The 26,955-nt window shown below is 58.4% G+C and carries 24 protein-coding genes and 1 pseudogene; 15 read left to right on the top strand and 10 right to left on the bottom strand.

Annotation, left to right across the window (positions count from 1 at the left end):
- Positions 1–11: 11 nt before the first annotated feature.
- The 3 genes from mfd to QZL71_RS06825 all read right to left on the bottom strand — a co-directional run bounded on the left by mfd (position 12) and on the right by QZL71_RS06825 (position 5,413).
- On the bottom strand, positions 12–3,485 hold the full coding sequence (gene mfd / locus QZL71_RS06835) for a transcription-repair coupling factor (protein WP_294648341.1): 3,474 nt from the start codon (positions 3,483–3,485) through the stop codon (positions 12–14).
- A gap of 423 nt (positions 3,486–3,908) precedes the next feature.
- Complete coding sequence (gene pth / locus QZL71_RS06830; protein ID WP_097774427.1) at positions 3,909–4,487, bottom strand: aminoacyl-tRNA hydrolase; 579 nt, start codon at positions 4,485–4,487, stop codon at positions 3,909–3,911.
- 167 nt (positions 4,488–4,654) lie between these two features.
- A complete protein-coding gene (locus QZL71_RS06825) occupies positions 4,655–5,413 on the bottom strand; it encodes a DapH/DapD/GlmU-related protein (protein WP_120079817.1) in 759 nt (252 codons plus the stop codon).
- Positions 5,414–5,835: 422 nt separating this feature from the next.
- On the opposite strand from QZL71_RS06825, the gene ppdK reads away from it, so the two are divergent.
- The 10 genes and pseudogenes from ppdK to QZL71_RS06780 all read left to right on the top strand — a co-directional run bounded on the left by ppdK (position 5,836) and on the right by QZL71_RS06780 (position 17,699).
- Positions 5,836–8,502, top strand: a complete 2,667-nt coding sequence (ppdK, locus tag QZL71_RS06820) for a pyruvate, phosphate dikinase (RefSeq protein WP_097774429.1) — start codon at positions 5,836–5,838, stop codon at positions 8,500–8,502.
- Between the two features lie 353 nt (positions 8,503–8,855).
- Positions 8,856–11,576 (top strand): CRISPR-associated helicase Cas3', encoded by a 2,721-nt coding sequence (gene cas3, locus QZL71_RS06815; protein ID WP_294648340.1) that lies wholly within the window; start codon positions 8,856–8,858, stop codon positions 11,574–11,576.
- Entirely contained in the window at positions 11,557–13,170 is a 1,614-nt protein-coding gene (gene casA, locus QZL71_RS06810; protein ID WP_154259568.1) for a type I-E CRISPR-associated protein Cse1/CasA, read from the top strand. Before cas3 ends, casA begins: the two co-directional genes overlap by 20 nt.
- A gap of 12 nt (positions 13,171–13,182) precedes the next feature.
- Positions 13,183–13,797: a type I-E CRISPR-associated protein Cse2/CasB gene (casB, locus tag QZL71_RS06805; RefSeq protein ID WP_294648339.1), complete on the top strand. Its 615-nt coding sequence runs from the start codon at positions 13,183–13,185 to the stop codon at positions 13,795–13,797.
- 2 nt (positions 13,798–13,799) lie between these two features.
- The gene (cas7e, locus tag QZL71_RS06800; protein ID WP_294648338.1) at positions 13,800–14,876 is read left to right on the top strand and encodes a type I-E CRISPR-associated protein Cas7/Cse4/CasC; all 1,077 of its coding nucleotides are present in this window, start codon (positions 13,800–13,802) and stop codon (positions 14,874–14,876) included.
- Entirely contained in the window at positions 14,876–15,538 is a 663-nt protein-coding gene (gene cas5e / locus QZL71_RS06795; protein WP_207698521.1) for a type I-E CRISPR-associated protein Cas5/CasD, read from the top strand. The genes cas7e and cas5e overlap by 1 nt, the downstream gene beginning before the upstream one ends.
- A 15-nt stretch (positions 15,539–15,553) precedes the next feature.
- On the top strand, positions 15,554–16,186 hold the full coding sequence (gene cas6e, locus QZL71_RS06790; protein WP_294648337.1) for a type I-E CRISPR-associated protein Cas6/Cse3/CasE: 633 nt from the start codon (positions 15,554–15,556) through the stop codon (positions 16,184–16,186).
- A 1-nt stretch (position 16,187) separates the two neighbouring features.
- Positions 16,188–17,138, top strand: a complete 951-nt coding sequence (cas1e, locus tag QZL71_RS06785; protein WP_294648336.1) for a type I-E CRISPR-associated endonuclease Cas1e — start codon at positions 16,188–16,190, stop codon at positions 17,136–17,138.
- Positions 17,139–17,146: 8 nt separating this feature from the next.
- Positions 17,147–17,209, top strand: a pseudogene (locus tag QZL71_RS13285) (hypothetical protein); the annotation flags it as partial.
- Positions 17,210–17,249: 40 nt separating this feature from the next.
- On the top strand, positions 17,250–17,699 hold the full coding sequence (locus QZL71_RS06780; RefSeq protein ID WP_363912647.1) for a 3'-5' exonuclease: 450 nt from the start codon (positions 17,250–17,252) through the stop codon (positions 17,697–17,699).
- A gap of 895 nt (positions 17,700–18,594) precedes the next feature.
- Here the strand turns inward: QZL71_RS06780 and QZL71_RS06775 are convergent.
- The 5 genes from QZL71_RS06775 to QZL71_RS06755 form a co-directional block, all read right to left on the bottom strand.
- Positions 18,595–18,801, bottom strand: a complete 207-nt coding sequence (locus QZL71_RS06775; RefSeq protein WP_154256232.1) for a hypothetical protein — start codon at positions 18,799–18,801, stop codon at positions 18,595–18,597.
- On the bottom strand, positions 18,767–19,255 hold the full coding sequence (locus QZL71_RS06770) for a LytR/AlgR family response regulator transcription factor (RefSeq protein ID WP_294648335.1): 489 nt from the start codon (positions 19,253–19,255) through the stop codon (positions 18,767–18,769). Before QZL71_RS06770 ends, QZL71_RS06775 begins: the two co-directional genes overlap by 35 nt.
- A gap of 39 nt (positions 19,256–19,294) precedes the next feature.
- Entirely contained in the window at positions 19,295–20,431 is a 1,137-nt protein-coding gene (gene nagA / locus QZL71_RS06765; RefSeq protein ID WP_097777211.1) for an N-acetylglucosamine-6-phosphate deacetylase, read from the bottom strand.
- A gap of 273 nt (positions 20,432–20,704) precedes the next feature.
- Complete coding sequence (locus tag QZL71_RS06760) at positions 20,705–21,055, bottom strand: type II toxin-antitoxin system PemK/MazF family toxin (protein ID WP_005942608.1); 351 nt, start codon at positions 21,053–21,055, stop codon at positions 20,705–20,707.
- Positions 21,056–21,191: 136 nt separating this feature from the next.
- Positions 21,192–21,599, bottom strand: coding sequence for a holo-ACP synthase (locus tag QZL71_RS06755; protein WP_005942611.1), 408 nt, complete (start codon positions 21,597–21,599; stop codon positions 21,192–21,194).
- 161 nt (positions 21,600–21,760) lie between these two features.
- Between QZL71_RS06755 and QZL71_RS06750 the strand changes: the two genes are divergently transcribed.
- Entirely contained in the window at positions 21,761–22,006 is a 246-nt protein-coding gene (locus QZL71_RS06750) for an IreB family regulatory phosphoprotein (RefSeq protein WP_097774456.1), read from the top strand.
- A gap of 201 nt (positions 22,007–22,207) precedes the next feature.
- Here the strand turns inward: QZL71_RS06750 and QZL71_RS06745 are convergent, their stop codons facing one another.
- Both QZL71_RS06745 and cysK read right to left on the bottom strand, forming a co-directional pair.
- On the bottom strand, positions 22,208–23,152 hold the full coding sequence (locus QZL71_RS06745) for a tRNA dihydrouridine synthase (protein WP_294648334.1): 945 nt from the start codon (positions 23,150–23,152) through the stop codon (positions 22,208–22,210).
- Between the two features lie 93 nt (positions 23,153–23,245).
- A complete protein-coding gene (gene cysK, locus QZL71_RS06740; protein WP_294648333.1) occupies positions 23,246–24,178 on the bottom strand; it encodes a cysteine synthase A in 933 nt (310 codons plus the stop codon).
- Positions 24,179–24,400: 222 nt separating this feature from the next.
- On the opposite strand from cysK, the gene QZL71_RS06735 reads away from it, so the two are divergent.
- The 4 genes from QZL71_RS06735 (at position 24,401) to QZL71_RS06720 (ending at position 26,887) form a co-directional block, all read left to right on the top strand.
- On the top strand, positions 24,401–24,832 hold the full coding sequence (locus QZL71_RS06735) for an RrF2 family transcriptional regulator (RefSeq protein ID WP_294648332.1): 432 nt from the start codon (positions 24,401–24,403) through the stop codon (positions 24,830–24,832).
- A 31-nt stretch (positions 24,833–24,863) separates the two neighbouring features.
- Positions 24,864–25,655: a nuclease-related domain-containing protein gene (locus tag QZL71_RS06730; RefSeq protein ID WP_243138979.1), complete on the top strand. Its 792-nt coding sequence runs from the start codon at positions 24,864–24,866 to the stop codon at positions 25,653–25,655.
- A 211-nt stretch (positions 25,656–25,866) separates the two neighbouring features.
- Positions 25,867–26,199: a CidA/LrgA family protein gene (locus QZL71_RS06725; RefSeq protein ID WP_242702883.1), complete on the top strand. Its 333-nt coding sequence runs from the start codon at positions 25,867–25,869 to the stop codon at positions 26,197–26,199.
- Positions 26,180–26,887, top strand: a complete 708-nt coding sequence (locus tag QZL71_RS06720; RefSeq protein WP_097774460.1) for an LrgB family protein — start codon at positions 26,180–26,182, stop codon at positions 26,885–26,887. Before QZL71_RS06725 ends, QZL71_RS06720 begins: the two co-directional genes overlap by 20 nt.
- The last annotated feature ends 68 nt before the right edge of the window (positions 26,888–26,955 follow it).

Genomic DNA, 26,955 nt, shown 5'->3' with positions numbered 1-26,955 from the left:
TCCTATGATGTTTATTTTTGCTCGGCGGAGGCAAGGATCTCTGCCATCGCCTTGAGGATGCTTTGCAGCAGCTCCAGCGGCTTTTCGTCGGGCTGAAGCGTGACCGAGAGATAGGGCCGGTTGCCTGCACCGGCGGTGACGCGGCCATTGAAGGCCACCAGCAGGCCCCGGATCATGGGTAGTTCCAGACTTTCCAGCTGCAGGGTGAGGGTGTCCTTTTTCTGGGTCACTTCGGTCACGCCCACAGTGCTGGCCTGCACGCGTACCAGCGACACGTTGACCAGATCGCTCACCGAGGGCGGCGGGTCGCCGTAGCGGTCGATGAGCTCGTCCAGCACATCGGCGGCATCCTCTGCCGTCTGGATGGCGGCAATGCGCTTATAAGCTTCAATGCGGCCCGGGCCGTCTGCGATATATTTCTCCGGGATGAAGGCATCCACCCGCAGGTCCACAAGGCATTCGCTCTTGTCCCGCCGGACAGGTTCGCCCTTGGCCCGGGCAATGGCCTGCCCCAGCATCTTCACGTAGAGGTCGTAGCCCACGGCCTCCATGTGGCCGTGCTGGCTGTGGCCCAGAAGACTGCCCGCACCCCGGATCTGCAGATCCCGCATGGCGATGCGGAAGCCGGAGCCGAAGGCCGTGAACTCCCGGATAGCGGAGAGCCGCTTCTGGGCGATATCGGTCAGGGTCTTGTCCCGCCGGAAGGTGAAGTAGGCATAGGCCTTGCGGCCGGAGCGGCCCACCCGGCCTCTTATCTGGTACAGCTGGGCAAGGCCCATGCGGTCGGCATCCTCGATGATGAGGGTGTTGCAGTTGCGCACGTCGATGCCGGTCTCGATGAGGGTGGTGCACACCAGAATATCAATCTCGCCGTTCAGCAGATGCTGCCACACGGGGTTCAGCTCTTCCTCGGTCATCTTGCCGTGGGCAATGCCGATGCGTGCGCCGGGCACCAGCTTGCTCACATGGGCGGCGCAGGCTTCGATGTTGTCCACCCGGTTGTGCAGGTAGTACACCTGCCCGCCCCGGGCAAGCTCCTTCTTCATGGCTTCGGCAAGGATCACGTCGTTGTATTCCAGCACAAAGGTCTCCACGGGCTGCCGCTCGATGGGCGGCTGCTCGATGGTGGAAAGGTCCCGGATTCCGCTCATGGCCATGTTCAGCGTGCGGGGGATGGGGGTAGCCGAAAGGGTGAGCATGTCCACCCCGATGAAGTTCTCCTTGAGCTTTTCCTTGTGCTTCACACCGAAGCGCTGCTCTTCATCGATGATGACAAGGCCGAGGTCATGGAACTTCACGTCCTTGGACAGCAGCCGGTGGGTGCCCACCACGATGTCCACACTGCCCGACTGCAGGCCCCGGAGGGTCTCCTTCTGCTGTTTTGCGGTGCGGAAGCGGGACATCATCTCCACCTTCACGGGAAAAGCTTCCATGCGGGAGAGGATGGTGTTGTAGTGCTGCCACGCCAGCAGGGTGGTGGGGGCAAGGATGGCGCACTGCTTGCCGCCCATCACGCACTTGAAGGCGGCGCGCAGGGCCACTTCGGTCTTGCCCACGCCCACGTCGCCGCACAGCAGGCGGTCCATGGGCCAGCCCTTTTCCATGTCCTGCTTGATCTCGGCGGTGGCGTTCAGCTGGTCGTCTGTCTCGTCGTAGTCAAAGCGGGTCTCAAAGTCCCGCTGCCAGTCGCCGTCCGGCGGAAAGGCGTAGCCCGTGGCCTGACGGCGGCGGGCGTAGAGCTCGATCAGTTCCTGCGCCATTTCCTCGGTGGCTTTTTTTACCTTGGCGCGGGTGCGCTGCCACTCGGCACCGCCCAGCTTTGCCAGCTTTACCTTTTCCTCGTCGCCGGGGGCGGTGTAGCGGCTCAGCAGGTCCAGCTGGGTCACCGGTACATACAGCACGTCCGAGCCGGAGTACTGCACCTTCAGGTAATCTTTCGTGGCACCCTGCACTTCCAGCCGCTGGATGCCCGCATACATGCCAATGCCGTGGCTCTGGTGCACCACATAGTCCCCGGGCTTGATGTCCGAAAGGCTGGAAAGGGCGTTCTTGTTCTTTTTACGCTTTTTGGTCTCGGCGGAGGTCTCTTCCTCCAGGCCGTGCCTGCGGCTGGACAGCACCGCCGCATGGGCAAAGGGAAAGGTGCACCCGGCGGTCAGATGGCCCGGCAGCACCTGTACGATGCCTTTTGTGGGCCGCACATCCCGGCTCATGCTCACGGAGTAGCCCTTGTCGGCAAGGTCGCGGGTGAGGGCGGCGGCACCCTTGGGCGTTCCGGAAAACAGGGTGACGGCATAGCCCTGCGCAATGAGCGGGTCAAGGTCTTCTCGCAGGGAGACAAGGTCGCCGTTCCAGTTGGGGGCGGCAAAGGCCTCGGCGTTGATGAGATCTTTCAGTTTGAACTCGTTCATGCCGCGCAGAAAGTTCTCGCACAGCAGGGTGCTCTGCTTCTGGGCGGCAGCGGCAAGGTCGTCCATGGTCTGGTAGAGTACATCCAGCCCGGGGCAGAGCACACCCTCTTCCAACAGGCCGGTCAGCTCTTCGCTGCGACGGAACTCGGTGGCCTTCTGGGCATCCCGGATGCCGCCCACCTCGTCCAGAATGAACAGCGGTGTGTCCAGATGATCCAGCAGGGTGGCCGGGCTCGGATAGCGCAGGCCGTAGTATTTATCCATGGCTTCCGGCATCAGGCCGGAGTCCAGCTGAGCAAGGTCGGCTTCCGTGGCCTTTTCCAGTGCGGTGCGGTGCCGGCCGCGTGCCTTTTTGATGGCGGCACGCAGGGCCACGGCAGTCTCGGCGGTATCGCCGAACAGCACCTCGCGGGCAGGGGAAAGATAGATCTTTTCCAGTGCGCTGTCCCGCCGCTGGGTGAGCAGGTCGAAGGAAGAAATGGAATCGATCTCGTCGTCCCAGTACTCCACGCGGGCAGGCTGGCGCATATCCGGCGCATAGATATCCACGATATCGCCGCGCACACTGAACTGTCCCGGGCCGTCCACCTGACTGCGCCGCACATACCCGGCGGCGAACAGCCGGGCCACAAGACCCTCGCGGTTGTACACCATGCCGGGTTTGAGGGTAAGAGTGTTCTTTAAAAATTCATCCCGGGGCACGGTGTACTGCAACAGCGCTTCGGCGGGCACGCAGACCGCGTTCAGCCGCCCGCCTGCAAGGGAGCCTAGCACCGAAAGGCGGCGGTACTCGTACTCGCGGCCCGCGCCCTCCACTGGGCGCAGCATAAAGTCCCGGGGCGGGAACACCGCAGCGGCAAGCCCCAGTGCCTTGAGGTCGTCCGCAAAGTGGGTGGCCTCGGCCTCGCCGGGGGTCACGATGCACAGCACCCGGCCAAGGTCTTTTTGCAGCGCGGCGTACAGCAGGGCACGGCCCGCAGGCGGCAGACCGAACAGCGCTGCCGGGCCGGGCTGTGCAAAGCTGGCCGCGATCTTCTGATATTCCGGTGTGGCCTTGAGTAAGGCTTCGTACATGGAAAAACCTCCTTTCCTACTGGAATGACGATTTGAAATTGCCGCCGCAGACGGGTTGCGGCACCCAGCATCTGCTTCACGCCTTGAGCGGCGCTCGCATCTTGCTGGCCGCTGCCCCAACAACTCCTCCCTGTTTCCGCCACTGGCGGCGGTCGTCGCTGTTGCGCTTTGGCAATGGCAGAGGAATGATTATTTTTTATTTGCAGCAGAGAAAAGCCTGCGGGCTTTTCTCTGCTGCTTTTTCACGAGAGGGGGCGTGACCTCAAAATGCATCAAAGAACATAAATGCAGCTTGCCAGTGCTGCCCCACTCGGTGAAAATGTGTTTGTCGCGGCCTGCAGGCCGCGACAAACACAAACAATAAAAATAAAATTCCGCTGAAAATGCCCAGAGCGCAAGCGGAGGGCGTTTTAAATGGGGTTCTTACCCGTTATATTTGCTCTGTGCCAGACTCAGCTTGCCGTCCATGATGAGCTTTGCGGCGGCCTCAAGGTCGGGGTAGCGGCCGCTCAGAGCCTTGGCATCCTCTGCCGGGAACTTGCCCAGCACCCACGCGGCAAGGTCGTAGTCCGGGTGGGGCTTGGCACCCACGCCGATGCGGATGCGGGGGAAGTTCTCCCCGCCCAAGCGGGCAATGATGCTCTTCAGGCCGTTATGTCCGCCTGCGGAGCCGGAGGGCCGGATGCGCAGCTTGCCGGGGTTCTGGGTGATATCGTCGCACAGAACGATGACGTGGTCGGCAGGGATCTTGAAAAAGCCCGCCGTGGGGGCGATGGAGTCGCCCGAAAGGTTCATGTAGGTCAGGGGCTTGAGCAGCACCACCTTGTGGCCGTCCACTTCGCCCTGACCCCACAGGCCTTCAAATTTGGTTTTGCTGACCGAAATGCCCCACTTGTCGGCCAGATAGTCCAGCGCGGCATAGCCCGCATTGTGGCGGGTGCCGTCGTATTTTGTTTCCGGGTTGCCAAGACCGGCAATCAGCCAGATGTCATTTGTATTCATGAGTGTTATATTTTCCTTTTTGTGATAAATTGTCCGATGCAAGTCCTAAGTATAACATACGCGCGTGCAAAAAGATATACATTATAAGCGAAAAAGATGCACCTGCAAACAAAAACCGCCGCGCAGGGCCATCCTGTGCAGCGGTCTGTACGCGAAAAACGGACAGCTTACTTGCTCTGCTCGTCTTCCAGCTTCTTTTTTTTGGCAATGTAGGCTTCCATCTTGGGCTCTGCCCAGCCCTCCAGATTGGTCTGGCGCTCCCGGGCGATGCCCAGCGCCTGTGCGGGCACGTCCTTGGTGATGGTGCTGCCGGCGGCGGTGTAGGCACCATCGCCCACCTTCACGGGGGCCACAAGGTTCGTGTTGCAGCCGATGAAGCAGTAATCGCCGATTGTAGTGCGGAACTTATCCTTGCCGTCGTAGTTGCAGGTGACGGTGCCGCAGCCGAAGTTGCAGTACTTGCCCACATCGCTGTCGCCGATGTAGGTCAGATGGCTCACCGTGTTGCCCCGGGCAAAGTTGGAGTTCTTGGTCTCCACGTATGCACCCAGATGCACGCCGTAGTCGGTGACGGTGTTCACCCGCACATGGGTGAAGGGGCCGATGTTGTTGTGAGGGCCGATGTGGCTGCTGTACACCTGACTGGCGTTGACGGTGCTGCCCTCGTCTACGATGCTGTCCTCAATGAGGGTGTTGGGGCCGATGATGCAGCCCGCACCGATGACCGTTCTGCCGCGCAGGATGGTACCGGCCAGAATGACGGCACCCGGGGCGATGACCACGTCCGGTGCGATCTGCACGGTGCGGCTGTCGATGATCACGCCGTTTGCGATGTGCTGCAGCAGAATGACCTCGCGGGCGGCTTCGGCGGCATCCAGCTGCTCACGCGCTGCATTCAGCGCAGCAGAAGAAACAGAATTTTCCATACGATAGATCTCCCTTCCGGCACGGCGGCTCCCGGCGGGTGGATGATAAGGCCCGACCCGGAAAAATGATGCATCCATATCCAAAGATGGATACAACAGAAGCTTTGCGCCGACAAAAAAGAAAAGCTGAAATTACAGGGATAGAAAGTTGTATCCAACAGACGGATAATCCGCGTCAGAAAACGAAAAACCTCTCGAACTTTCTCCCATTTTATACTACCTTAAAACTTGGCAAATTTCAAGGGATTTGCATAAAAAATAACAGACAAATTCGGGATTTTGCATGGTGGAAAGGAATGGATTTTCTGGTATAATAGTTTAGCATTCACAAACAATGTTCATCGGTCGAGTTTTTAAGACAAGGCAAACGATGAGACTGCGGTGCAGCTGTGCTGCAGTCACGAATGGGAGGTAAACAACGCATGAGCAAAAAGTATCTGTACTACTTCAGCGAAGGCAATGATGCTTTCGGCGGCGACAAAGTCACCATGAAGAATACTCTGGGCGGCAAGGGTGCTGGTCTGGCAGAAATGACCGCAGCCGGTATGCCGGTGCCGCAGGGTTTCACCATCACCACCGACGCCTGCACCCAGTATTATGCAGACGGCCGTCAGATCAATGACGAGATCACTGCTGATATCTTTGAGCACCTCAAGGGTCTGGAAGAGATCACCGGCAAGAAGTTCGGCGATAACCAGAACCCCCTGCTGGTCTCCGTCCGTTCCGGCGCACGTCAGTCCATGCCCGGCATGATGGACACCATCCTGAACCTGGGCCTGAACGACGAGGCTGTTGAAGGTCTGGCAAAGAAGACCGGCAACGCCCGTTTTGCATACGACTGCTACCGCCGCTTCGTGCAGATGTTCGCGGACGTCGTTATGATGGTCCCGAAGAGCCTGTTCGAGGTCGAGATCGACAAGATGAAGGAAGCCAAGGGCGTCAAGAACGACGTTGACCTGACTGCCGATGACCTGAAGGAACTGGTCGGCACCTTCAAGAAGATCTACGAGGAGAACGAAGGCCGTCCCTTCCCGCAGGATCCCCGCGATCAGCTGATCGAGGCTGTCAAGGCCGTCTTCCGCAGCTGGGACAACCCCCGTGCAAATGTCTATCGTAAGATGAACGAGATCCCCTACGAGTGGGGCACCGCAGTCAACGTTCAGCAGATGGCATTCGGCAACTCTGGCGACCGCTCCGGTACCGGCGTTGCATTCACCCGTGACCCCGCCACCGGCGCTAAGAAGCTGATGGGCGAGTACCTGATCAATGCACAGGGCGAGGACGTTGTGGCCGGCGTGCGCACTCCTTCTCCCATCAGCCACCTGAAGGATCAGATGCCTGAGGTGTACGATCAGTTCGTTGAGATCGCAACCCGTCTGGAGAACTACTTCCGCGATATGCAGGATATGGAGTTCACCATCGAGGACGGCCATCTGTACATGCTGCAGACCCGTAACGGCAAGCGTACCGCTCAGGCTGCTCTGCAGATCGCATGTGATCTGGTGGACGAGGGCATGATCACCGAGCAGGAAGCTGTCCTGCGCGTGGAGCCCAAGCAGCTGGATACCCTGCTGCATCCCCAGTTCGATGCCGCTGCCCTGAAGGCCGCCGAGGTCGTCGGCAAGGGTCTGGCAGCTTCTCCCGGTTCTGCCTGCGGCCAGATCGTCTTTACTGCTGAAGAGGCAGAGGAGATGGTCAAGTCCGGCAAGATGAAGAAGGTCGTTCTGGTTCGTCTGGAGACCAGCCCCGAGGATATCGTGGGCATGCAGGTTTCTCAGGGCATCCTGACCGTCCGCGGCGGCATGACCAGCCACGCAGCTGTTGTTGCCCGTGGTATGGGCACCTGCTGTGTCTCCGGCTGCGGCAATGACAACGAGGTCAAGATCGACGAGGAAGCAAAGACCTTCGAGATCAATGGCCACAAGTTCGCCGAGGGCGACTGGATCTCCATCGATGGTTCTACCGGCAACATCTACGGCGAGCAGGTCGCTACCGTGGCCGCTACCGGCAATAAGAACTTCAACCGCTTCATGGGCTGGGCAGACGCTGCTCGTCAGCTGCTGGTCATGACCAACGCTGATAACCCGCGCGACGCACAGCAGGCAGTGGATCTGGGTGCTGAGGGCATCGGCCTGTGCCGTACCGAGCACATGTTCTTCGCAGAGGATCGCATCAAGGCTGTCCGTGAGATGATCTGCGCACGTACCGTGGAAGAGCGCGAAGCTGCTCTGGCCAAGGTCGAGCCGTTCCAGCAGGGTGACTTCGAGGCCATGTACCGCATCATGGGTGAGCGCCCGATGACCATCCGTTATCTGGACCCGCCTCTGCACGAGTTCCTGCCCACCAAGGACGAGGACATCAAGGAGCTGGCTGCCGATATGGGCATGACCTTTGATGACCTGAAGAACGTGGTTACTTCTCTGCACGAGTTCAACCCCATGATGGGCCACCGTGGCTGCCGTCTGGCTGTTACCTACCCTGAGATCGCAGCCATGCAGACCCGCGCTGTGATCAAGGCTGCTCTGAACGTCTCTGCTGAGACCGGCCATGTGATCACCCCGCACATCATGATCCCGCTGGTTGGCGAGGTCAAGGAGCTGAAGTTCGTCAAGGACGTTGTGGTTAAGGTCGCAGACGAACTGATTGCCGCTGCTGGCGTTGATATGAAGTATCAGGTCGGTACCATGATCGAGATCCCCCGTGCAGCCCTGACTGCCGGCGAGATCGCCAAGGAAGCCGAGTTCTTCAGCTTCGGCACCAACGACCTGACCCAGATGACCTTCGGCTTCAGCCGTGATGATGCCGCCAAGTTCCTGGGCGCATACTACGAGAACAAGATCTACGAGAGCGATCCGTTCCAGCATCTGGATCAGATCGGCGTTGGCAAGCTGGTCAAGATGGCTGCCCACGACGGCCGCGAGACCCGTCCCGATCTGGGTCTGGGTATCTGCGGCGAGCACGGCGGCGACCCCACGAGCGTGGAGTTCTGCCACAATGTCGGTCTGGACTACGTCAGCTGCTCTCCCTTCCGTGTGCCTATCGCACGTCTGGCTGCTGCTCAGGCTGCTATCAAGAATCCCCGCAAGTGATTGCGTGAGCGCTTGAAAAAGCACCAATAAAACAAACGAACCGCCCCGGTTTCCGCAATGGAAGCCGGGGCGGTTTTTTATACAAAAAAGAAATCGTTTTTTTGTAGCTTTGATGAATTGGCGCAGAGTCATTGACAGCAGAAGGGCAGAAGCGTATCTTTGAAACAGAAAACGGAACCGGGCTATAAATAGCATGTTTCTTTACCTTGCGAGGACACTTTCGTTGTGATGAGGCACGACCCGGTGTGCCGCTTTTTTCATTTGCGGAGATAAAATACAAAAAGTACGGATTATAGTACACATTATCTGTTATGCTCGGTACATGGAAGGCACACACCGGAAAAGGAGCAAAAATGCGAAGGACGTTGAATAAAACAAGGTTTTTGGCCGGTAAAACGGACCCAGAAAATACCAGCCTGTGGCTGCCGCTCTGGATGCATCTGTGGGATACGGCGGGCATCATGGAGCGGCTAGTCCGGCAGTGGCTCCCCGAAAGCGTAAAACGGGCCATGGGCTTTGAGTGCGAGGAAGCGTTGCTCGCGCATGCCCGGTTTTTGGGTGGAATCCATGATATAGGCAAGGCTACGGTAGCCTTTCAGGCAAATATCCTGCGCACCCTGCCGGAGGCGCGGCAGCGGCTGGAAACGTTGACGCCGCTGGACTGTCCTGAACAGAACCGCCGGGAGTCGCCGCATGCCCGGGCGGGCGAGGCAGTCCTGCTGTGGGATGACTGCCCCGGCGGGATCGCCTCCATTGTGGGGGCGCACCACGGCAAGCCACAGAGCTGCGCGGCGGTCGATGATCAGTTAGAGGGTTGGGAGAGCAACTACTACCCCAAGGGACAGAAAAAGGTCTGGGAGGACTTCTGGACAGAACTGCTCATGACTGTTTTGCAGGACTGTGGCTTTGACGACACAGCGGAGTTGGATGATCTGAATCCGCAGGAGGAAGTGCTTCTGACCGGGCTTCTGATCATGGCAGACTGGATCGCCAGCAATACGGAATACTTTCCCCTGATCCCGGTAGAGAAGTTGGGCAGCATGGAGGATTACCCGGCGCGGGTGGACAGGGCTTGGGAAAAACTGGCGCTGCCCTTCCCGTGGGAGGCACAGCCGGGCATCGCAGACCCGCAGGAGTTTGCGGTGCGGTTCGGCTTTGCGCCCAATGCGGTGCAGAGGGCTGTTCTGGAGGCTGTGGATACCGCAGCGGAACCGGGCATCCTGATTTTGGAAGCACAGATGGGCGTGGGTAAAACCGAGGCAGCGCTGGCCGCTGCGGAGGTCATGGCCAGCCGGTTCGGGCTGGGTGGTGTCTTTTTCGGGCTGCCCACACAGGCCACGGCAAACGGCATCTTTCCCCGGCTGCTTGGCTGGGCAGACACACAGTCTGAGGAGACGCTGCCGCAGGCTATAAAGCTGGCACACGGCATGGCAGAACTGAACGAGTGCTATCTGCGGCTGCAGGGGCGCGGGGTGCAGTTGGAGGAGGACGCGCAGGAAGCGCATCAGGTGCAGGTACACCAGTGGTTTCGGGGAAACAAGCAGGCACTGCTGGCAAACTTTGTGATTGGCACAGTGGATCAGTTGCTGCTGGCGGCACTTGCCCAGAAGCACGTTATGCTGCGGCATCTGGGGCTTGCAGGCAAGGTGGTAATTATTGACGAGTGCCACGCCTACGATACCTACATGAACTGCTACCTGGACCGGGCACTGGAATGGCTGGGCTGGTACAAGGTGCCGGTCATCCTGCTGTCAGCCACCCTGCCTGCCCGGCGGCGCGCGGAACTGGTCGAGGCTTACCAGCAGAAAAAGGCTGTCCCGGACGCCCCATGGAAGACCAGCTGCGGTTATCCGCTGTTGACATGGACGGACGGCGCAGAGGTAAAGCAGACGGCCATCCCACCAGACGCACCCGGTAAAACGGTGCAGCTGACCACGCTCACAGAGCCGGAGCTGCCCGCGCTGCTGCGCCGGAAGCTGGCAGAGGGCGGCTGCGCGGGAGTGATCGTCAACACAGTCAAAAAAGCGCAGAAGATCGCGCAGCTGCTGCGGGAAAGCCTGCCGGACAAAGAGGTGCAGCTGTTCCATGCGCAGTTCCTGATGCCGGACCGCGCAGCGCGGGAAAACCAGCTGATGGCACGCATTGGCAAGGGCTCTGCACCGGAGCGCCGGAACGACCTGATCGTGGTGGGCACGCAGGTAATGGAGCAGTCGCTGGACATTGATCTGGATGTTCTTGTTACAGAGCTTTGCCCCATGGATCTGCTGTTGCAGCGCATCGGACGGTTGCACCGTCACCGCCGCAGCCGCCCCGCCCCATTGCAGCAGGCCTGCTGCGCGGTGCTGGACACCGGGGAAAATGCCTTTGATGCGGGCAGCGAGGCGGTATATGGACAGTGGTTGCTCTGGCGCACCCGGAAGTTTCTGCCCCGGAGCATCCGGCTGCCGGAGGAAATCTCTCCGCTGGTGCAGCAGGTCTACGGCTGGGAGCGGGAAGCTCCCGGTGGAGCGCAGGGGGAGGAAATGCGCTGCGTATATGAGCAGACGCAGGAGAAAAAGAAAGCGCGCGCCGAGGCGTACCTTGTGCCGCAGCCGGAAACGCACCGGCTGGCGCAGTTGAATACGCTGGACGACTGGATGCAGAACGAGGGTGCCCGCTCCGACCCGGCGGCGCGGGCAGCAGTGCGGGACGGCGACCCCTCGGTAGAGGTGCTTGTAATGCAGTGTCGGGCAGACGGCAGCATCCACTTTCTGCCGTGGCAGGAGGGTGGCAGCGCCGTAGCTGCTGACAGCCCGCCCCCGCCGGAAACGGCACTGAAGATTGCCCGGCAGAAGCTGCGGCTCCCGGCGGTGTTCGGCAAAGCGTGGAAGGTGGATAGGGTCATCCGGGAGTTGGAAGCGGATAACCGCAGCCGCCTTGCGGCGTGGCAGCTGTCGCCGCTGCTGCACGGAGAACTGATCCTGCTGCTGGATGAAAACCTGACTGCCCGGCTTGCGGGCATGGAACTTTGTTATGACCGTGAAAACGGCTTATATTACCAAAAGGAGGAAACGGATGAAGGAAATCGAATTTAACCTGTTGACGGAGCCGTGGGTCCGGGTTCGTCGGCCAGACAATACGGTGCAGGAAGTTTCTTTGACGGACGCACTGCTCCATGCGCAGGATTATGTGGATCTGGCAGGCGAAATGCCCACGCAGGATGCCGCCGTGCTGCGGCTGTTGCTGGCGGTGCTGTTCACCGTGTTCTCCCGGGTGGATGCAAAGGGGAAACCCCAACCGCTGGCACAGAGCGATGATGCACTGGAGCGCTGGAGCGAGCTGTGGCAGCTTGGGCATTTCCCGGCAGAGCCTGTCCGGGACTACCTGGAGCAGTGGAAGGACCGCTTCTGGCTGTTTCACCCGACACACCCCTTCTGGCAGGTGCCGCAGGCAAAGATCGGCACAGAATACGGCGCGGCCAAACTCAACGGTGAAATGTCGGAAAGCAGCAATAAACTCCGGCTCTTTCCACTGTATGCGGGGCAGAGCAAGGAGCAGCTGAGCTATCCGCAGGCGGCGCGGTGGCTGCTGTGCGTGAACGGCTATGATGACACCTCCGCGAAGCCAAAAGGAAAGGGACTTCCGTCAGTAGGAGCCGGGTGGCTGGGCAAAATCGGTTTTATTCAGGCACAGGGCGATAATCTGTACGAGACCCTGATGCTGAACCTGACGCTGCTGCGCGACAGCCGGGAATGCTGGGGCGAAAGCAAGCCCTGTTGGGAATTGGAAGAACCAAAGAGCGCGGAACGGACAGAAATTTGCTGCCCGGACAACCCGGCACAGCTGCTCACCCTGCAATCCAGAAGGCTGTTGCTGCACAGGACAGGGGAGAATGTGGATGGGTTCTGTCTGCTGGGAGGAGATTTCTTCCCCAGAGAAAACGTCTTTGCCGAACAGATGACCATCTGGCGCACGATGCCAATCAAGAAAAATGAACCGGTGGTATTTGTGCCCTGTCGTCATGACCCGGCTAAACAATTCTGGCGGGAGTTCCCGGCTGTCTTTTGTCAGGACAGCGGGCATCGCCCGGGCGTTGTATGCTGGATCGAAAAGTTGCAGGAAAAGAGATTGAAACTTTTGGATCCCCGCAGAAAGGTACATTTTCGCATCTCCGGTGTCCAATATGGCGATAAGGACTTCTTTGTAAATGATTCTTTCAGCGACAGCCTGACCTTTCAGGCAGGGATTCTGGATGAGATAGGGCGTCCATGGCAGAGTCGGATCGTCAGAGAAATCGAGCGCTGTGAACAGACGGCGGCGCTGGTCGGACATTTTGCGCAGGAACTGGCAATTGCCGCCGGTGACCGGAATGAAAATGCAGGCGGCGCGGTTCGTGCACAATTCTACTTTGCAGTGGATCAGCCTTTCCGGCAGTGGCTGCAGGCAATCGACCCGGAGCAGGACGACCCGGATGAGGCAGCGCTGCGCTGGCAGGCGCAGGCGCGAAACATCGCGGAAAAGCTGGGAAAACAGATGGTGATGGAGGCCGGAAATGCCGCCCTGAAGGGACACCGCATTGTGGTGGATAAGGATAAAAAGACCGAGCGCACCATTCTGTATACCTCGCCAAAGGCCTATAATCGTTTCCGCACAAGGCTTTGGGAGATCTATCCCAAAACAGAACCATAAAGGGGGAATTGTATGAAAACACAGGACGTCAAAATGTATGCGGCGCAGCAGCTGCACAGGCTTCAGGCTCTGCCGGACAACCAGCGGCGGGCAGAACTGGCAAAGCTGCGTCGGGGCATCGGCCACGCACCCGGCGAGCTGCCGGAACTGTGGGGAAGCTTTTTGCTGGAAATGCCGGAAAGCTTTCAGGGCCGCAGTGCTCCCTCGGCGGCAGAGTGGGCGGTCTACCTTGCCCTGACCCTGTATGCTATGCATCAGCAGGGGAACGACCGCCCTATGAACTGCCCCGGCAACACGCTGGGGCGTGCGGTGCGGCAGCTGGCAGAGCGGAACAGTGCCGGACAGGACTGGACCGAGGCCAGTGTGCTCCGGCGGTTCAATGCGCTGGCCACCGCAGAAGAAATCACCGAGATCAGCCACCATCTGCGGGGCATGATCCAGCTGTTGAGCGCGGCAAAGGATGGCGGCATCCCGCTGGACTATCCGCAGCTTGCGGCAGACTTGTATGAATTGCAATGCACCGACCCGCGATATGCGCAGACCCCCGCCAATGTTCGTCTACGGTGGGGACAGGACCTGTACCGCGACCCGAAGCCTGCACCGGATGAGAAAGAAAAGGAGAATTGATCATGAATAAGCGCCTGTATGTTGATTTCCACATTTTGCAGACCGTCCCGCCCAGCTGCATCAACCGGGATGATACCGGCAGCCCAAAAACGGCAGTGTACGGCGGTGTGCTCCGCGCCAGAGTTTCCTCACAGGCGTGGAAGCACGCCATGCGCGCTGCCTTTGCGGAGAACGCCCGGCTGGACGTGGGCAAGCGCACTAAAAAGGCCGCAGAACTGGTGAAGGCGCAGATCCTTGCACTGGCCCCGGAACTGGATGCGGACAAGCTGGCAAAAAAAGCGCTGGAGAATGCGGGCATCAAGTTCGATGAAAAGAGCAAGAAGGATGATACGGTCACCAAGGCGCTGTTCTTCATGAGCACTGCGCAGGCAAAGGCGTTGGCAGAGCTGGCTGTGGAGGGCTCTGCGGATAAAAAGCAGTATCGGGATGCCCTGAAAGCAGCGCCCTCGATGGACATGGCGCTGTTTGGCCGCATGGTGGCAGATGAGCCTTCTCTGAACTATGACGCCGCTGCGCAGGTGGCGCACAGTATCTCTACCCATGCCGTGCAGAACGAGTACGATTACTTTACCGCCGTGGATGACTGTCAAGCAGAGGACAACGCCGGTGCAGGCCATCTGGGCACGGTGGAGTACAACTCCTCCACCCTGTACCGCTATGCCACAGTGAACGTGATGGAGCTGGCCGGGCAGCTGGGTGCAGCGCAGGCCGCGGAAACGGTGCGGGCCTTTGGTGAGGCGTTCCTCTTCTCCATGCCCACCGGCAAGCAGAACACCTTTGCAAACCGCACTCTGCCGGATGCGGTATATGTGACCCTGCGGGAGGATCAGCCGGTGAACCTGTGCGGCGCATTCGAGCGTGCCGTGCCCCGCAGTGCGCAGGGGTATGCCGCGCCTTCCAAGGCGGCACTGGCACAGTATGCGCAGCAGATGTACAGCAGCTTTGCCGAGGCCCCGGCGCAAAGCTTTACCGTGGGCAGCGGGCTGGAGGAACTGGCTCCGGCGCAGACGGCAAAGGCTATGCTGGACGCATTGGAAAAGGCTGTCCGGGATGCACTTGCCGGAAATGAGGTGGGGTAATGGCAACGCTGTTGCTTCGGCTGGCAGCGCCTTTGCAGGCGTGGGGCGCGGACTCCAAATTTGAGACCCGCAAGACGGGCCGTGAACCCACCAAGAGCGGCGTGATCGGCCTTTTGGCGGCAGCTCTTGGGCTGCGGCGGGACGAGCGCGAAGCACTGCTCCGATTGACCGGGCTGCGGTTCGGCGTCCGCGTGGAGCGGGAAGGGCAGCTGCTGGTGGACTACCACACGGCAAAGACGCAGGATGAAAAGACCTCTTATGTGACCTACCGCCATTATTTGCAGGACGCCGTGTTTCTGGCCGGTATTGAAAGCGAGGATGCCGCCCTTTTGCAGCAGCTGCAGCAGGCGCTGCTACACCCGGCGTTTCCGCTGTATCTCGGCCGCCGCTGCTGCCCGCCTACCCTGCCGCTCTGTCTGGGAGTACGCCCGGGCAGCTTGCAGGAGGTGCTGCAAGCGGAACCGCCCCTGTGTCCGGGACGGCAGAGCCGGATCTTATTGGACGCCGACCCGCTGGAGCCGGGCACGGCTCCGCAGCGGGATGTGCCGGTGAGCTTTGACCCGCATCATCGGCAGTACGGCTACCGCTCGGTACGGGAGCTTTGGCAGAAAGTGCCGGACAGCCCGGAGACTACGGAGCACGATCCGTTCCGGGAATTGTAAAAAGGGGGCGAGAGAATGTATTTATCACGGGTAGAACTAGATCCCACCCGCCGCAGCACCATGGCTGCGCTGTCGGCACCGCAAAAACTGCATGGCGCAGTGGAAAGCGCTTTTGCAGGGGAGCGCCGCCGCAGACTGTGGCGGTTGGATTGTCTGGGAGAGCGGTTGTATCTGCTGCTGCTCAGCGAAGATGCACCAGAGCTGTCCGGCGTGGTGGAGCAGTTTGGCACCGGAGCGGCTGCGGAGACCCGCAGCTACGACCCGCTTTTGCAGCGGGTGGAGCCGGGCAGCTGCTGGCAGTTTCGGCTGACCGCAAACCCCACCAAAAGCTGCAAAGACCCCCAAAACCTCGCAGCGCGGGGAACTGTAGCCGCACATTGCACGACACAGTACCAGAAGCAGTGGCTGTTGGAGCGCGCCGCAAAGCACGGCTTTGCCCTGCGGGAGGAGGAATTTACCGTGACCCGGGTGCAGTGGCAGCACTTTGCAAAGCACGGCACCCGGCCGGTGACCCTGTTAGCAGTGACCTATGAGGGCATTTTGCAGGTGACCGATGCAGAGCAGTTCCGGGCACTGCTGTGTCAGGGCATGGGGCGCGGCAAGGCCTATGGCCTTGGACTGATGACCGTTATGCGCGGAGGAAACTGAGATGGACGAGATGCCGGGCATGATCCGGCCGGACCTGCAGGCGCTGCCGCAGGTGAAAGACCGGATGACCTTTCTGTATCTGGAACACTGCACCCTTGGCCGACAGGACGGCGCAATCACCGTTACAGACGAAAAAGGGATCGTTCAGATCCCGGCGGCGGGCATCTCGGTGCTGCTGCTGGGGCCGGGTACACGGGTGACCCACCGTGCCATGGAACTTATGGGTGACACGGGCGTGGGTGCTGTCTGGGTAGGTGAGCACGGTGTGCGGTATTACGCCCATGGCCGTCCCCTGACCACCCACTCGCAGCTGTTGCTGCGGCAGGCAGAGCTTGTCAGCAACACCCGCAAGCACCTGGATGTGGTACGCAAGATGTATCAGCTCCGTTTCCCGGACGAAGATATCTCCCGGCTGACGATGCAGCAGCTGCGGGGACGCGAGGGCAGCCGTGTGCGGCAGGTATACCGCAAAGCTTCCAAGGATACCGGTGTTCCGTGGAGCGGCCGACTGTACCGCCCGGAGGATTTTGCATCGGGAGATGCCGTCAATCAGGCGCTTTCTGCCGGGCACGTCTGTTTGTACGGTCTGGCGCACGCGGTGATCGTGGCATTGGGCTGCGCCCCGGGTCTTGGCTTTGTTCATGTGGGGCACGAGTGCTCCTTTGTGTACGATATTGCCGACCTGTACAAGGCCGAGGTGACCATTCCCATCGCCTTTGAAGTGGCGGCACAGGCTCCGGACGACCTGCCGGCCGTAGTGCGCCGCCGGGTGCGGGATGCCATGGTAGAGCATCATATTTTGGAGCGCATGGTGCACGATATCCGGTATCTGCTCCTGAATGCGGATGAGCGGGAACAGGAGCTGGAAGCTGTTTATCTGTGGGACAACAAAGTGGGCACTGTGGCCAACGGCATCAATTATTTTGAAGAAGAGGGTGATGAAACATCGTAGTTCTCACCATGACGAACTGCCCGCCAAAACTGCGCGGGGATCTGTCCAAATGGTTGTGCGAAATCAACACGGGCGTTTATGTGGGCAATGTGAGCAGCCGCGTGCGATTCCATCATCGAATATGGAGCGCTGCGGGTCCGGGACGGTGTACCGGTGGAGGAGCTGACCATGCTGGTCTGCGTGGAAGAAAACGTTCCGGCAGAGATCACAGCCCTGACAGGACTCAGCGCTGCGGAATTGCAGCAGGGAACAGAACCACGGGAAGCGCTGAATAGCTTTTTGTTGTTTATTGGCAAAGACCCACTGGTGGGACATAATATTGCCTTTGATCTGGAGTTTCTGCGCATGACCTGCAAACGATATGGCTTTCCGGCACCGACCAACCGCCAGATCGACCTTGCACAACTTGCCCGCCGAAACCTTACAAGGATCGCAAATTATAAGCTGGTGACGCTGGCACAGCATTTTCAGCTGGCAGAAAAAGTGGAGCATCGCGCCCTGCCGGACTGCCGTCTGATACAACAGGTTTATTGCAAACTGAAGGAAACAGCGGTACAATAGCAACAGGAGGCACGGTGCTACGGGATCTTTTTAGTCTTTTCCCCGCACATGCGGGGGTGATCCCGACTTCGTGAAAGCGCTTTTGCCAAAGCCTGTCTTTTCCCCGCACATGCGGGGGTGATCCCTTTAAGCGTCCCTCTCAGCTTCCGGCTGGCTTCTTTTCCCCGCATACGCGGGGGTGATCCCATTCACGAATATCACCGGATGATTGCAACAGCACTTTTCCCCGCATACGCGGGGGTGATCCCAAACTTCGTTCGTCTGATACCCGGTATTCGCGGCTTTTCCCCGCACATGCGGGGGTGATCCCGGACTGAGCTGCAAGGTGTTCCTGCTGTCTGGCTTTTCCCCGCACATGCGGGGGTGATCCCTCTTATTCAAGTGAAAGTTGGTCGCAAAGTGACTTTTCCCCGCACATGCGGGGGTGATCCGGACATCAAGAGAGCCGCCGCCGTTTTCCAGCGCTTTTCCCCGCATACGCGGGGGTGATCCTGGCGTCGTCAAAGTGCCGGGCTATGAGCAGCTCTTTCCCCCGCATACGCGGGGGTGATCCTTTGGGCAAACCGTTTGATCGCTGGCACTAAGACTTTTCCCCGCACATGCGGGGGTGATCCCCACAAACCGGTGTACAGCATGGCGTACACGCCCTTTTCCCCGCATACGCGGGGCTTACAAAAAAGAACCACGGGCGCAACGGAAAGTGAAATGATATTTCTGGAAAGGAGAACTCTGCAATTTTATCGCCCGCCCAGGCTGCGATCAAGAATCCCCGCAAGTGATTGCGTAAGGGCTTGACCCGACACAAATAAAGCATAACAAACACCCCTCGGTTTCCTGCTGCGGAAGCCGAGGGGTGTTTTGCGTATTAAGGGTGGAACGAATGCGCACTGTGATTTTATTCTGCCTTCAGGCGGAGCAAGGTGCCGGACTTTTCAATGCGGTAAAAGCCTGCGCTGCCGTCCACGCCGAACTGCAGCTGCAGCTTAAGCGAAGAGTGCGACAGCGCGCGCACCGAAGGCGCGATCCAGTGCACCAGTGCCAGCAGCAGCGGCAGGGTGACGACCAGCTCAGTGGCATCCTGCAGCGCGGCCCAGCACTTCACAGTAGAGCAGCTGGTCCAGATCGATGCGGGAGATGCCGGTCTTGCAGCGCAGGATCAGGCTGCGCTGGTCGGCGCGGCGGCACTCGGCGATCACCGAATCCGTCAGACGGAAAAAGCTGTCCTCCCAGATGGGCTTGAGCTGGTAGAAGTAGGCACCCACCACATAGGATTCCACTGCAAACTCGGCGGAGGAAGTGAGAAAGATGATCTTGACGACGTTATCGTACTGCCGGATCTCCTTGGCAGCGGTAATGCCGTTTTCGGCCGGCATGATGACATCCAGAAACAGGATATCGTACCGGGTGCCCTTTTCGATCTCGGCCAGCAGATCCAGCGGGCTGTGAAAGGCTGTGCACTGGATCTGGACACAGCGCTGGGCGCGATATTTTTCCAGCAGGGCAGAGAGCTGGTCCAGAACTGTTTGGTCATCGTCGCAGAAGGCGATCTGGATCATAACGGGTTTAACACATCCTTTGTTCGCGTCAGCCAGAAATTACAGCTGGGCCTTGCCCATGCAGTAGGTCTGCAGCACATCGTAGTTGTCGTCCAGCACCACAAGGTCGGCATCCTTGCCGATCTGGATGGAACCCTTGCGATCGTCCAGATGCAGGCAGCGCGCCGGGTTGATGGTGCAGGCGTTCAGTGCATAGTTGAAGGGCACCATGGCCTCCTCCACCAGAATGCGCAGGCCCTTGTTGATGTTCAAAGTGGAACCGGCCAGCGTGCCGTTGTCCAGATGGGCACTGCCGTCCGGGTAGATGGTGATATGGTTGCCGCCAAAGATGTACTCGCTGCCAATGGGGGTGCCCTTGGCCATCAGTGCATCCGAGATCATGATGGCGTAATCCGGGCCTTTGCTCATGAAGTAGTTGTTCAGGGCAGCAGGGGTGGAGTGGCAGCCGTCGCAGATGATCTCGCCGTACATGGTGCGGATGCGGTAGGCTGCGCCCACCAGACCGTTGGCGCGGTGGGCGAAGGGGGACATGCCGTTGTACACGTGGGTCATGGAGCGGGCACCGTTGGCATAGGCCATCACGGCCTGCTCATAGGTGGCGGCACTATGGCCGATGCTGACCACCACGCCGTGCTCGGTCAGGTAATGGGTCAGTGCAAACCCTTCGTCGTGTTCCGGTGCAAGGGTCACATAGCGGATGTGGCCGCGTGCTGCCTGCTGGTAGTGCTTGAACTGCTCCACGCTGGGCTTTGCGATGTACTCCGGAGGCTGTGCGCCCTTGTACTTCATATCGAGGTAGGGGCCTTCAAAGTGGATGCCAAGGATCTCGGCACCTTCGTAGCTGCCCTCCATCACGTCGGCCACATTGGCCACGGCGTTGGTCAGCACCTCCACGCTCTGGGTGACGGTAGTGGCCAGAAAGCTGGTCACACCCTCAGAGACGATATGCTTTGCCCAGTAGCGCAGACCCTCCGGCTTTGCGTCGTTGGTGTCGAACTCGTAGGCACCATGGCAGTGGATATCCATAAAACCGGGCACGATGCGCTTGGAGCCATAGTCCACATCGGCCTGCTTTTCACCATAGGGGAAGATGCCGGTGATCTTGCCCTGCTCCAGCTCGACTGCGGCAGAAATGAACTGGTCGGCGATCCATACTTTTTTGCTCTGGATGATCATATAATCAGCCCTCCGATATCATCATAAAACCTACATATGCTGCACACGACAGCACAACCATTCTGCAGAAAAGTATAGCATTTTCTGGCGGGAATAACCAGCCTTCGCGCGCCTTTTCAAAAAAATTAAGCTGGAAAATGAAAAAACGATCGCAGTTTGCACAAAGAAACAGCGTAAAATCAGAAACCCGGAGCCTTTTTGAGCCGTTTTGGCCGAAAAAAGGTTCCGGGTTTTGTGCATGATCTTTTCAGAGAGCTGTTTTGCAACAGCCCCTTAATATGAAGTAAGCCCCAGGCTTACATCCAAAGCCTGATCCACACGTTTCTGATCTTCCGGCGTGATCTGCCCGGCCCGCTCCCGCAGGCGGTGCTTATCCAGCGTGCGGATCTGCTCCAGCAGCACCACGCTGTCCTTGGCAAGGCCGGTATCCGCTGCCCGGATATTGATGTGGGTGGGCAGGCGGGCTTTGTCCAGCCGGGATGTAATGGCCGCAGCGATCACGGTAGGGCTGTGCCGGTTGCCGATCTCGTTCTGCACGATCAGTACCGGGCGCACGCCGCCCTGCTCCGACCCCACCACCGGTGAAAGATCTGCGTAAAAAACTTCTCCTCTGTGTACCTCCATGGAATCTCCCTCCCTGCATTTGGAGGATGCGCCCCGCTTATGTGATGCGTCCGGCGCATCTTCGTCTGCTCTCAGTATGAGCCGGCTGCGCGCCGGTTATGCAGCGCAGGGGATATTCCATTGTATGCACAAAGGCTTACAGAGTTTCCAGTGTGCAGAAGGCCAGCGCCATGCCGCCCTCGTGGCTCAGAGAGAGCCGGGCGGCAAGGCCATGGGCCTGCATCCATTCCGCCGTCTGGCCGGAAAAATGATAGGCGGGTGCACCGCTCTCCAGCCGGACAGCCTCGATCTCACACAGGGAGAACGGCTCCCGCAGGCCGGTGCCTGCCGCCTTTAAAAAGGCTTCCTTGGCGGCAAAATTGGCTGCGGCGCTGGCAAGCCGGTGGGCGGCGCTGCGCCCGGCGGGCAGCGGTTCGTCAAGGCTCAGCGCAGCGCGTTCGGCCTCGCCGTACACCCGGCGGATAAAGGCTGCAGCGTGTGCGCCGGTAAGGCTTTTTTCCAGATGCGCGATCTCGCACAGGTCGCAGCCGATGCCATACAGCATAAAGGCCCTCCTTCTGCCGCATTTGCGGCGGTGCAGGCCGTCAGCCTGCAAAATCAGGACCGGAAATTTTATGCAAACTGTGCAAATCCGGTCTGTTTAGCTTGAAGTTTCCTCGCAATTCGTGTACAATGAATGTAGTTCTTCCTAAGGGGGTGTATTCCGTGAGTGGCGAGACCGCTATTTTTTCGATCCACGACAAAAAGGACTATGAGATCCATGAGATCGTACAGCAGGTGTACGATGCTTTAAAGGAAAAAGGCTATAATCCGGTCAATCAGCTGGTGGGCTATATCCTGTCCGAAGACCCCACCTACATCACGACCTATAAAAATGCCCGTTCCATGATCCGCAAGGTGGATCGTGACGATCTGCTGCAGGCCATGCTGCGCAGTTATCTGAACGTCTGATATCGCTTGTCTGCTCATGCCCCGCCGTCGCTATGATGGCGGGGCTTTTTCGTAATAGAATGCAGATGCCGTTTACCGTTACAGCCCCTCCGGTGAAAACGCAATTCAGAAAAATCCGCAGATCTTTCTGAATTGCAACTATATAAAATAAAATTTTCGCTGAAGATGGCCAAAGCGAAGAAACGGAGGCCATTCCAACCGTTACGGCCGGAACGGCAGCGTAAAGATCTGGTTTACGACGACCTCATATTCCCACGGTTCCCGCGCCTTGCGCAGCTGCTTTTCCAGCTTTTCGGCCCCCTCAAACTTGTGAATGAGGTAGAACCAGTGTCCCTTCATGCGGCTCACCGCGCACCCGGCGCTGCCGAACAGTTCGGAGTATCCGTGGTAGAGGTCGTCAAGGTATCCGCGCAGCTCTTCCCGTGCGGCCGGTGCGCCGCCGCGTGCTTCACGGAAGAGCGCCGGGTCCGCAATGATGCCGCGCCCCACCATGATGCCAGACAGCTGCGGATACTGCGCTTCCAACGTGTGCAGGTCCGCAGCGGTGGTCACATCGCCGTTGTAGCACACGGGCATCCGGCACCCGGGCAGGGCGGCAGCAAAAGCGGCACGGTCGGCCTGCCCGCGGTAGAGCTGGCGCATCACACGCGGGTGGATGGTCAGCTCACAGATGGGATACCGGTTATAGATGTCCAGAATGGCAGCAAATTCTTCCGGCTTTTCCACGCCCAGCCGGGTCTTGACCGAGATAGGCCCTTCCGCATTGGCAAATACGGCGGCAAGAAAAGCGTCCAGCTTGACGGGGTCGCGCAGCATCCCGGAACCCTTGCCTTTGGCGGTGACGGTGCCGGAAGGGCAGCCGAGGTTCAGGTTCACCTCGGTGTAGCCAAGGCCGCGCAGCTCGCCGATCATCCATGCGGCAAGTTCGCCGTCCTTTGCCAGCAGCTGCGGGATCACCGGTGCGCCGGGGTTTGCCGCAGGGGCAAGCTCGGCCATCTTCTTTTTAATGAGCACCCGGTTCTCCGGCGGGGAGATGAAAGGGGCATAGTAGCGGTCGGCATTGCCAGCAGGGCCGAACCATTTCTGGTGTGCCTGCCGCCACACCCGGTCGGTCAGGCCCTCCATGGGGGCAGCATAGTAATTCATGAGCAAATCTCCAAAGTGTTTGATAGGGATATTGTAACAAAAAACTCCCGCCCTGTGAAGTCACAGAACGGGAGAAGCGAGCTTTTTGAAAGATCAGTCTGCAAACAGCGGGGTGGACAGGTAGCGGTCACCGGTATCGGGCAGCAGGACCACGATGTTCTTACCGGCATTCTCCGGGCGCTTTGCCAGCTGCAGGGCAGCATAAACAGCAGCACCGGAGGAGATACCCACCAGCACGCCTTCCTTGTGGCCGATCAGACGGCCGGTGGCAAAGGCATCGTCGTTCTCCACGGCGATGATTTCGTCATACACCTTGGTGTCCAGTACGTCCGGCACAAAGCCCGCGCCGATGCCCTGGATCTTGTGTGCGCCTGCGGTGCCCTTGCTCAGCACAGGAGAGGAAGCAGGCTCTACAGCCACCACCTTGACGTTCGGGTTCTTGCTCTTCAGGTACTGGCCCACGCCGGTCACGGTGCCGCCGGTGCCCACGCCTGCCACAAAGATATCCACCTTGCCGTCGGTGTCCTCCCAGATCTCGGGGCCGGTGGTCTCGATGTGGGCCTGAGGGTTGGCCGGGTTCACGAACTGGCCGGGGATGAAGGAATTCGGGATCTCCTTTGCCAGCTCATCGGCCTTGGCAATGGCACCCTTCATGCCCTTGGAACCCTCGCTCAGCACCAGCTCTGCGCCGTAAGCCTTCATCAGCTGGCGGCGCTCCACGCTCATGGTCTCGGGCATCACGATGATGATGCGGTAGCCCTTGGCGGCTGCCACAGCGGCCAGACCGATGCCAGTATTGCCGGAGGTAGGCTCAATGATCACGGAACCTTCCTTCAGCAGGCCCTTTTCCTCGGCATCATCGATCATCTTTTTGGCGATGCGATCCTTGACAGAACCGGCCGGATTGAAGTATTCCAGCTTGGCAATGATGTGGGCAGGCAGCTCCTGCTCCTTTTCAATGTGGGTCAGCTCCAGCAACGGAGTATGACCGATCAGCTGATCTGCGGCAGTATAAATCTTGCTCATTGTAGTTTCCTCCCTGATACAGTTATGGGCACATGTGCCCTGCTGGACGACCCGGTTCTAAAACCTTTATACCAACATCATTTGTGGGTTTGATGGTATTATAGACCCGTTCTGTGCGGTTGTCAATGGATTTTTTGAAAAAAGTGGGATTGAAATATTATTTACCCTGTTGTATAATAGGTTAAAAACTCAATCTATAACCAACAAAGGAAGTACACTATTATGATCGTGTCCACCAAAGGGCGCTATGCACTGCGCGTGATGATCGACCTTTCCGAGCATCAGTCTGAAAAATATGTCCCTCTCAAGGAGATCGCTGCCCGGCAGGAGATCTCGGAAAAATATCTGGAAAACATCCTTAAGGTGCTGGTGCAGAACGGCTTTCTGGAGGGCTTGCGCGGCAAGGGCGGCGGCTACCGGCTCACCCGCAGCCCGGATCAGTACACCGTGGGCGAGATCCTGATGCTGACCGAGGGCAGCCTTGCGCCGGTGAGCTGCCTGACCCCCAATGCGACCCCCTGCTCCCGCATGGCAAACTGCCGCACCTACGAGATGTGGAAGGGGCTGAACGATCTGATCTCCAACTACTTCGGCAATATCACGCTGGCCGATCTCGCCCGGCCTGATCAGGCCGGGAATGATTATGTGATCTGATATGACAATAATCGAGTGGACTATAATTGCCATGATTTCATTGATTGCTCTATGCATCCTCGGTGCCTTTGTGGCTGCTATCCTTGCAGCTGTTTGGGGAGAAGACAAGGGACACGCAGGCGAAATGCAAATTTACAATGTACTGGAACAACTTGAAGGGCAAAAAGCAATTATATCCAACTGTTATCTGCCGCTAAAAGATAGCGGAACCACAGAAGTTGATTTAATCTTAATTCATGAATCGGGTATCTATGTGATTGAATCAAAAAACTATAGCGGCTGGATTTTTGGCAGTGAGAATCATAAGTATTGGACGCAAAGTTTGCCAAACCATAGCGGACAAGCCGAAAAGTATCAGTTTTATAACCCGCTTTGGCAAAACGAAACGCACGTACGATGCTTGAAAAGCTTATTGCAGAACAATGAAGTTCCATACTATTCTTATGTGGTCTTCGGCAACAACTGTGAGATAAAGAACTTACATTTAGTGAGCAACCGGCATCGCGTAACTTATTATAGATACCTTTTAGGGGAATTATCTGAGAACGCAAGAAGCGTTGGCAGGTGTTTGACTGACGAACAGATAAATGCTTTTTATGCACTACTTCTTAAGTTTACAGACGCATCAGTTGAACAGAAAGCAAGACATATAGAAGAGGTTCGAGCAAAACACTACCCCATTATCCAACCAGATGGAACATGGACATGTCCGCAATGCGGAGGACGGTTGGTTCCTCGGGTGGCCAGACGGGGCTCTGGAGCCGGAAAAACATTTTGGGGCTGTTCGAACTATCCAAAGTGCCATTTCATCTATAATGAATAGTCTTTTGACGCACCGGAAAACCGGTGCGCCTTTTTTTGCACAGTTCTCGGCGAAATGTGCAATTTTTCTTATCCAGAATCACGGTTGATGGATTGGGGCTCCTGCGGTATACTTTACCCTTGATGTGTCCATTTACGCTTTTGATCGAGGAAAGGGGAACTTTACTACGAAATATATTTTTCAGTTCGCGCGCATTCTTGCGTTTTGTTTTTTGGGCGAGATCCTTCATGTAGTGCTGCCGCTGCCGGTCCCGGCCAGCGTCTACGGTCTGGTGCTGCTGCTGGCAGCGCTGAACTTCAAGCTGGTAAAGCTGGACGATGTGAAAGAGGTTGGAACCTATCTCACAGGCATCTTCCCGCTGTTGTTCGTGCCCGCTGCCGCCGGTGTGATGGAACTGTGGGCAGAGATGGGCGAGATGCTGTTGCCCATCCTCGTTGCTATTATCCCGGTCACTGTGCTGGTGATGGTGAGTGCAGGCAAGACCACGCAGGCCCTGACCGGCCGCAAGAAAAAGGAGGCTGACAATGACGCAGCTGCTGAATGATTTTTTGTCCGGCTCCGCAGCATGGGGCGTTCTGCTTACGCTGGCCGCGTTTGCACTGGGCACCCTTATCAATAAGGTGACAGGCAAAGCCATTTTTAACCCGCTGCTGCTGGGCAGCATCTTTGTGATCATCTTTCTGTCGGTGTGCAGCATCCCGTATGCGGACTACAAGGCCAGCGCGGCACCGGTGAACTATCTGCTGCTGCCCGCCACCGTGGCACTGGCCATTCCGCTGTATGAAAAGATCGACCTGCTGAAAGAGAATGCCGCCGCCATCATTGCGGGTATCTCGGTGGGCACGCTGGTGAGCCTTGGCAGCGCACTGGCGCTTGCACTGGCGCTGGACCTGACCCGTGAGCAGTATGCCACCCTGCTGCCCAAATCCGTGACTACCGCCATCAGCATGGATGTGGCCGCTGAGCTGGGCGGCATTGCTGCCCTGACCGGTGCGATCGTCATTGTTACCGGCATCGTGGGAGCGCTGCTAGCTGAGACGGTGTGCAAGATGTTCCACATCACCGACCCCATCGCCAAGGGCGTGGGCATCGGAACTTCGGCCCATGCCGTGGGCACCAGCAAAGCCCTGCAGATGGGCGAGGTGGAAGGTGCCATGAGCGGCCTTTCCATTGCGGTGGCCGGTGTGCTGACCGCAGTGCTCTGCCCGGTGTTTGTGAACCTGATCCGGTAAAGGATTTAAAATAGCCGCTCTGGCTTTTTTCAGTAGAATTTATTTGTTGATCCGGGAACCTCAGTTTA

Origin of the sequence: uncultured Faecalibacterium sp., assembly GCF_900066275.1 — a bacterium.
GTDB classification, from domain to species: domain Bacteria; phylum Bacillota; class Clostridia; order Oscillospirales; family Ruminococcaceae; genus Faecalibacterium; species Faecalibacterium taiwanense.
Note: the sequence above shows the minus strand (reverse complement) of the source record. Positions and strands in the feature narration are given on the sequence as shown.

What these genes read in the sequence shown, in the direction of transcription:
- QZL71_RS06760 (WP_005942608.1), bottom strand. Translation starts at nt 21,055, where the DNA reads ATGGAGGTACACAGAGGAGAAGTTTTTTACGCAGATCTTTCACCGGTG.
- cysK (WP_294648333.1), bottom strand. Translation starts at nt 24,178, where the DNA reads ATGAGCAAGATTTATACTGCCGCAGATCAGCTGATCGGTCATACTCCG.
- cas6e (WP_294648337.1), top strand. Translation starts at nt 15,554, where the DNA reads ATGTATTTATCACGGGTAGAACTAGATCCCACCCGCCGCAGCACCATG.
- QZL71_RS06745 (WP_294648334.1), bottom strand. Translation starts at nt 23,152, where the DNA reads ATGAATTACTATGCTGCCCCCATGGAGGGCCTGACCGACCGGGTGTGG.
- cas3 (WP_294648340.1), top strand. Translation starts at nt 8,856, where the DNA reads ATGCGAAGGACGTTGAATAAAACAAGGTTTTTGGCCGGTAAAACGGAC.
- cas5e (WP_207698521.1), top strand. Translation starts at nt 14,876, where the DNA reads ATGGCAACGCTGTTGCTTCGGCTGGCAGCGCCTTTGCAGGCGTGGGGC.
- pth (WP_097774427.1), bottom strand. Translation starts at nt 4,487, where the DNA reads ATGAATACAAATGACATCTGGCTGATTGCCGGTCTTGGCAACCCGGAA.
- casB (WP_294648339.1), top strand. Translation starts at nt 13,183, where the DNA reads ATGAAAACACAGGACGTCAAAATGTATGCGGCGCAGCAGCTGCACAGG.
- QZL71_RS06755 (WP_005942611.1), bottom strand. Translation starts at nt 21,599, where the DNA reads ATGCTGTATGGCATCGGCTGCGACCTGTGCGAGATCGCGCATCTGGAA.
- casA (WP_154259568.1), top strand. Translation starts at nt 11,557, where the DNA reads ATGAAGGAAATCGAATTTAACCTGTTGACGGAGCCGTGGGTCCGGGTT.
- QZL71_RS06735 (WP_294648332.1), top strand. Translation starts at nt 24,401, where the DNA reads ATGATCGTGTCCACCAAAGGGCGCTATGCACTGCGCGTGATGATCGAC.
- QZL71_RS06720 (WP_097774460.1), top strand. Translation starts at nt 26,180, where the DNA reads ATGACGCAGCTGCTGAATGATTTTTTGTCCGGCTCCGCAGCATGGGGC.
- cas7e (WP_294648338.1), top strand. Translation starts at nt 13,800, where the DNA reads ATGAATAAGCGCCTGTATGTTGATTTCCACATTTTGCAGACCGTCCCG.
- QZL71_RS06730 (WP_243138979.1), top strand. Translation starts at nt 24,864, where the DNA reads ATGATTTCATTGATTGCTCTATGCATCCTCGGTGCCTTTGTGGCTGCT.
- ppdK (WP_097774429.1), top strand. Translation starts at nt 5,836, where the DNA reads ATGAGCAAAAAGTATCTGTACTACTTCAGCGAAGGCAATGATGCTTTC.
- QZL71_RS06770 (WP_294648335.1), bottom strand. Translation starts at nt 19,255, where the DNA reads ATGATCCAGATCGCCTTCTGCGACGATGACCAAACAGTTCTGGACCAG.
- QZL71_RS06825 (WP_120079817.1), bottom strand. Translation starts at nt 5,413, where the DNA reads ATGGAAAATTCTGTTTCTTCTGCTGCGCTGAATGCAGCGCGTGAGCAG.
- mfd (WP_294648341.1), bottom strand. Translation starts at nt 3,485, where the DNA reads ATGTACGAAGCCTTACTCAAGGCCACACCGGAATATCAGAAGATCGCG.
- cas1e (WP_294648336.1), top strand. Translation starts at nt 16,188, where the DNA reads ATGGACGAGATGCCGGGCATGATCCGGCCGGACCTGCAGGCGCTGCCG.
- nagA (WP_097777211.1), bottom strand. Translation starts at nt 20,431, where the DNA reads ATGATCATCCAGAGCAAAAAAGTATGGATCGCCGACCAGTTCATTTCT.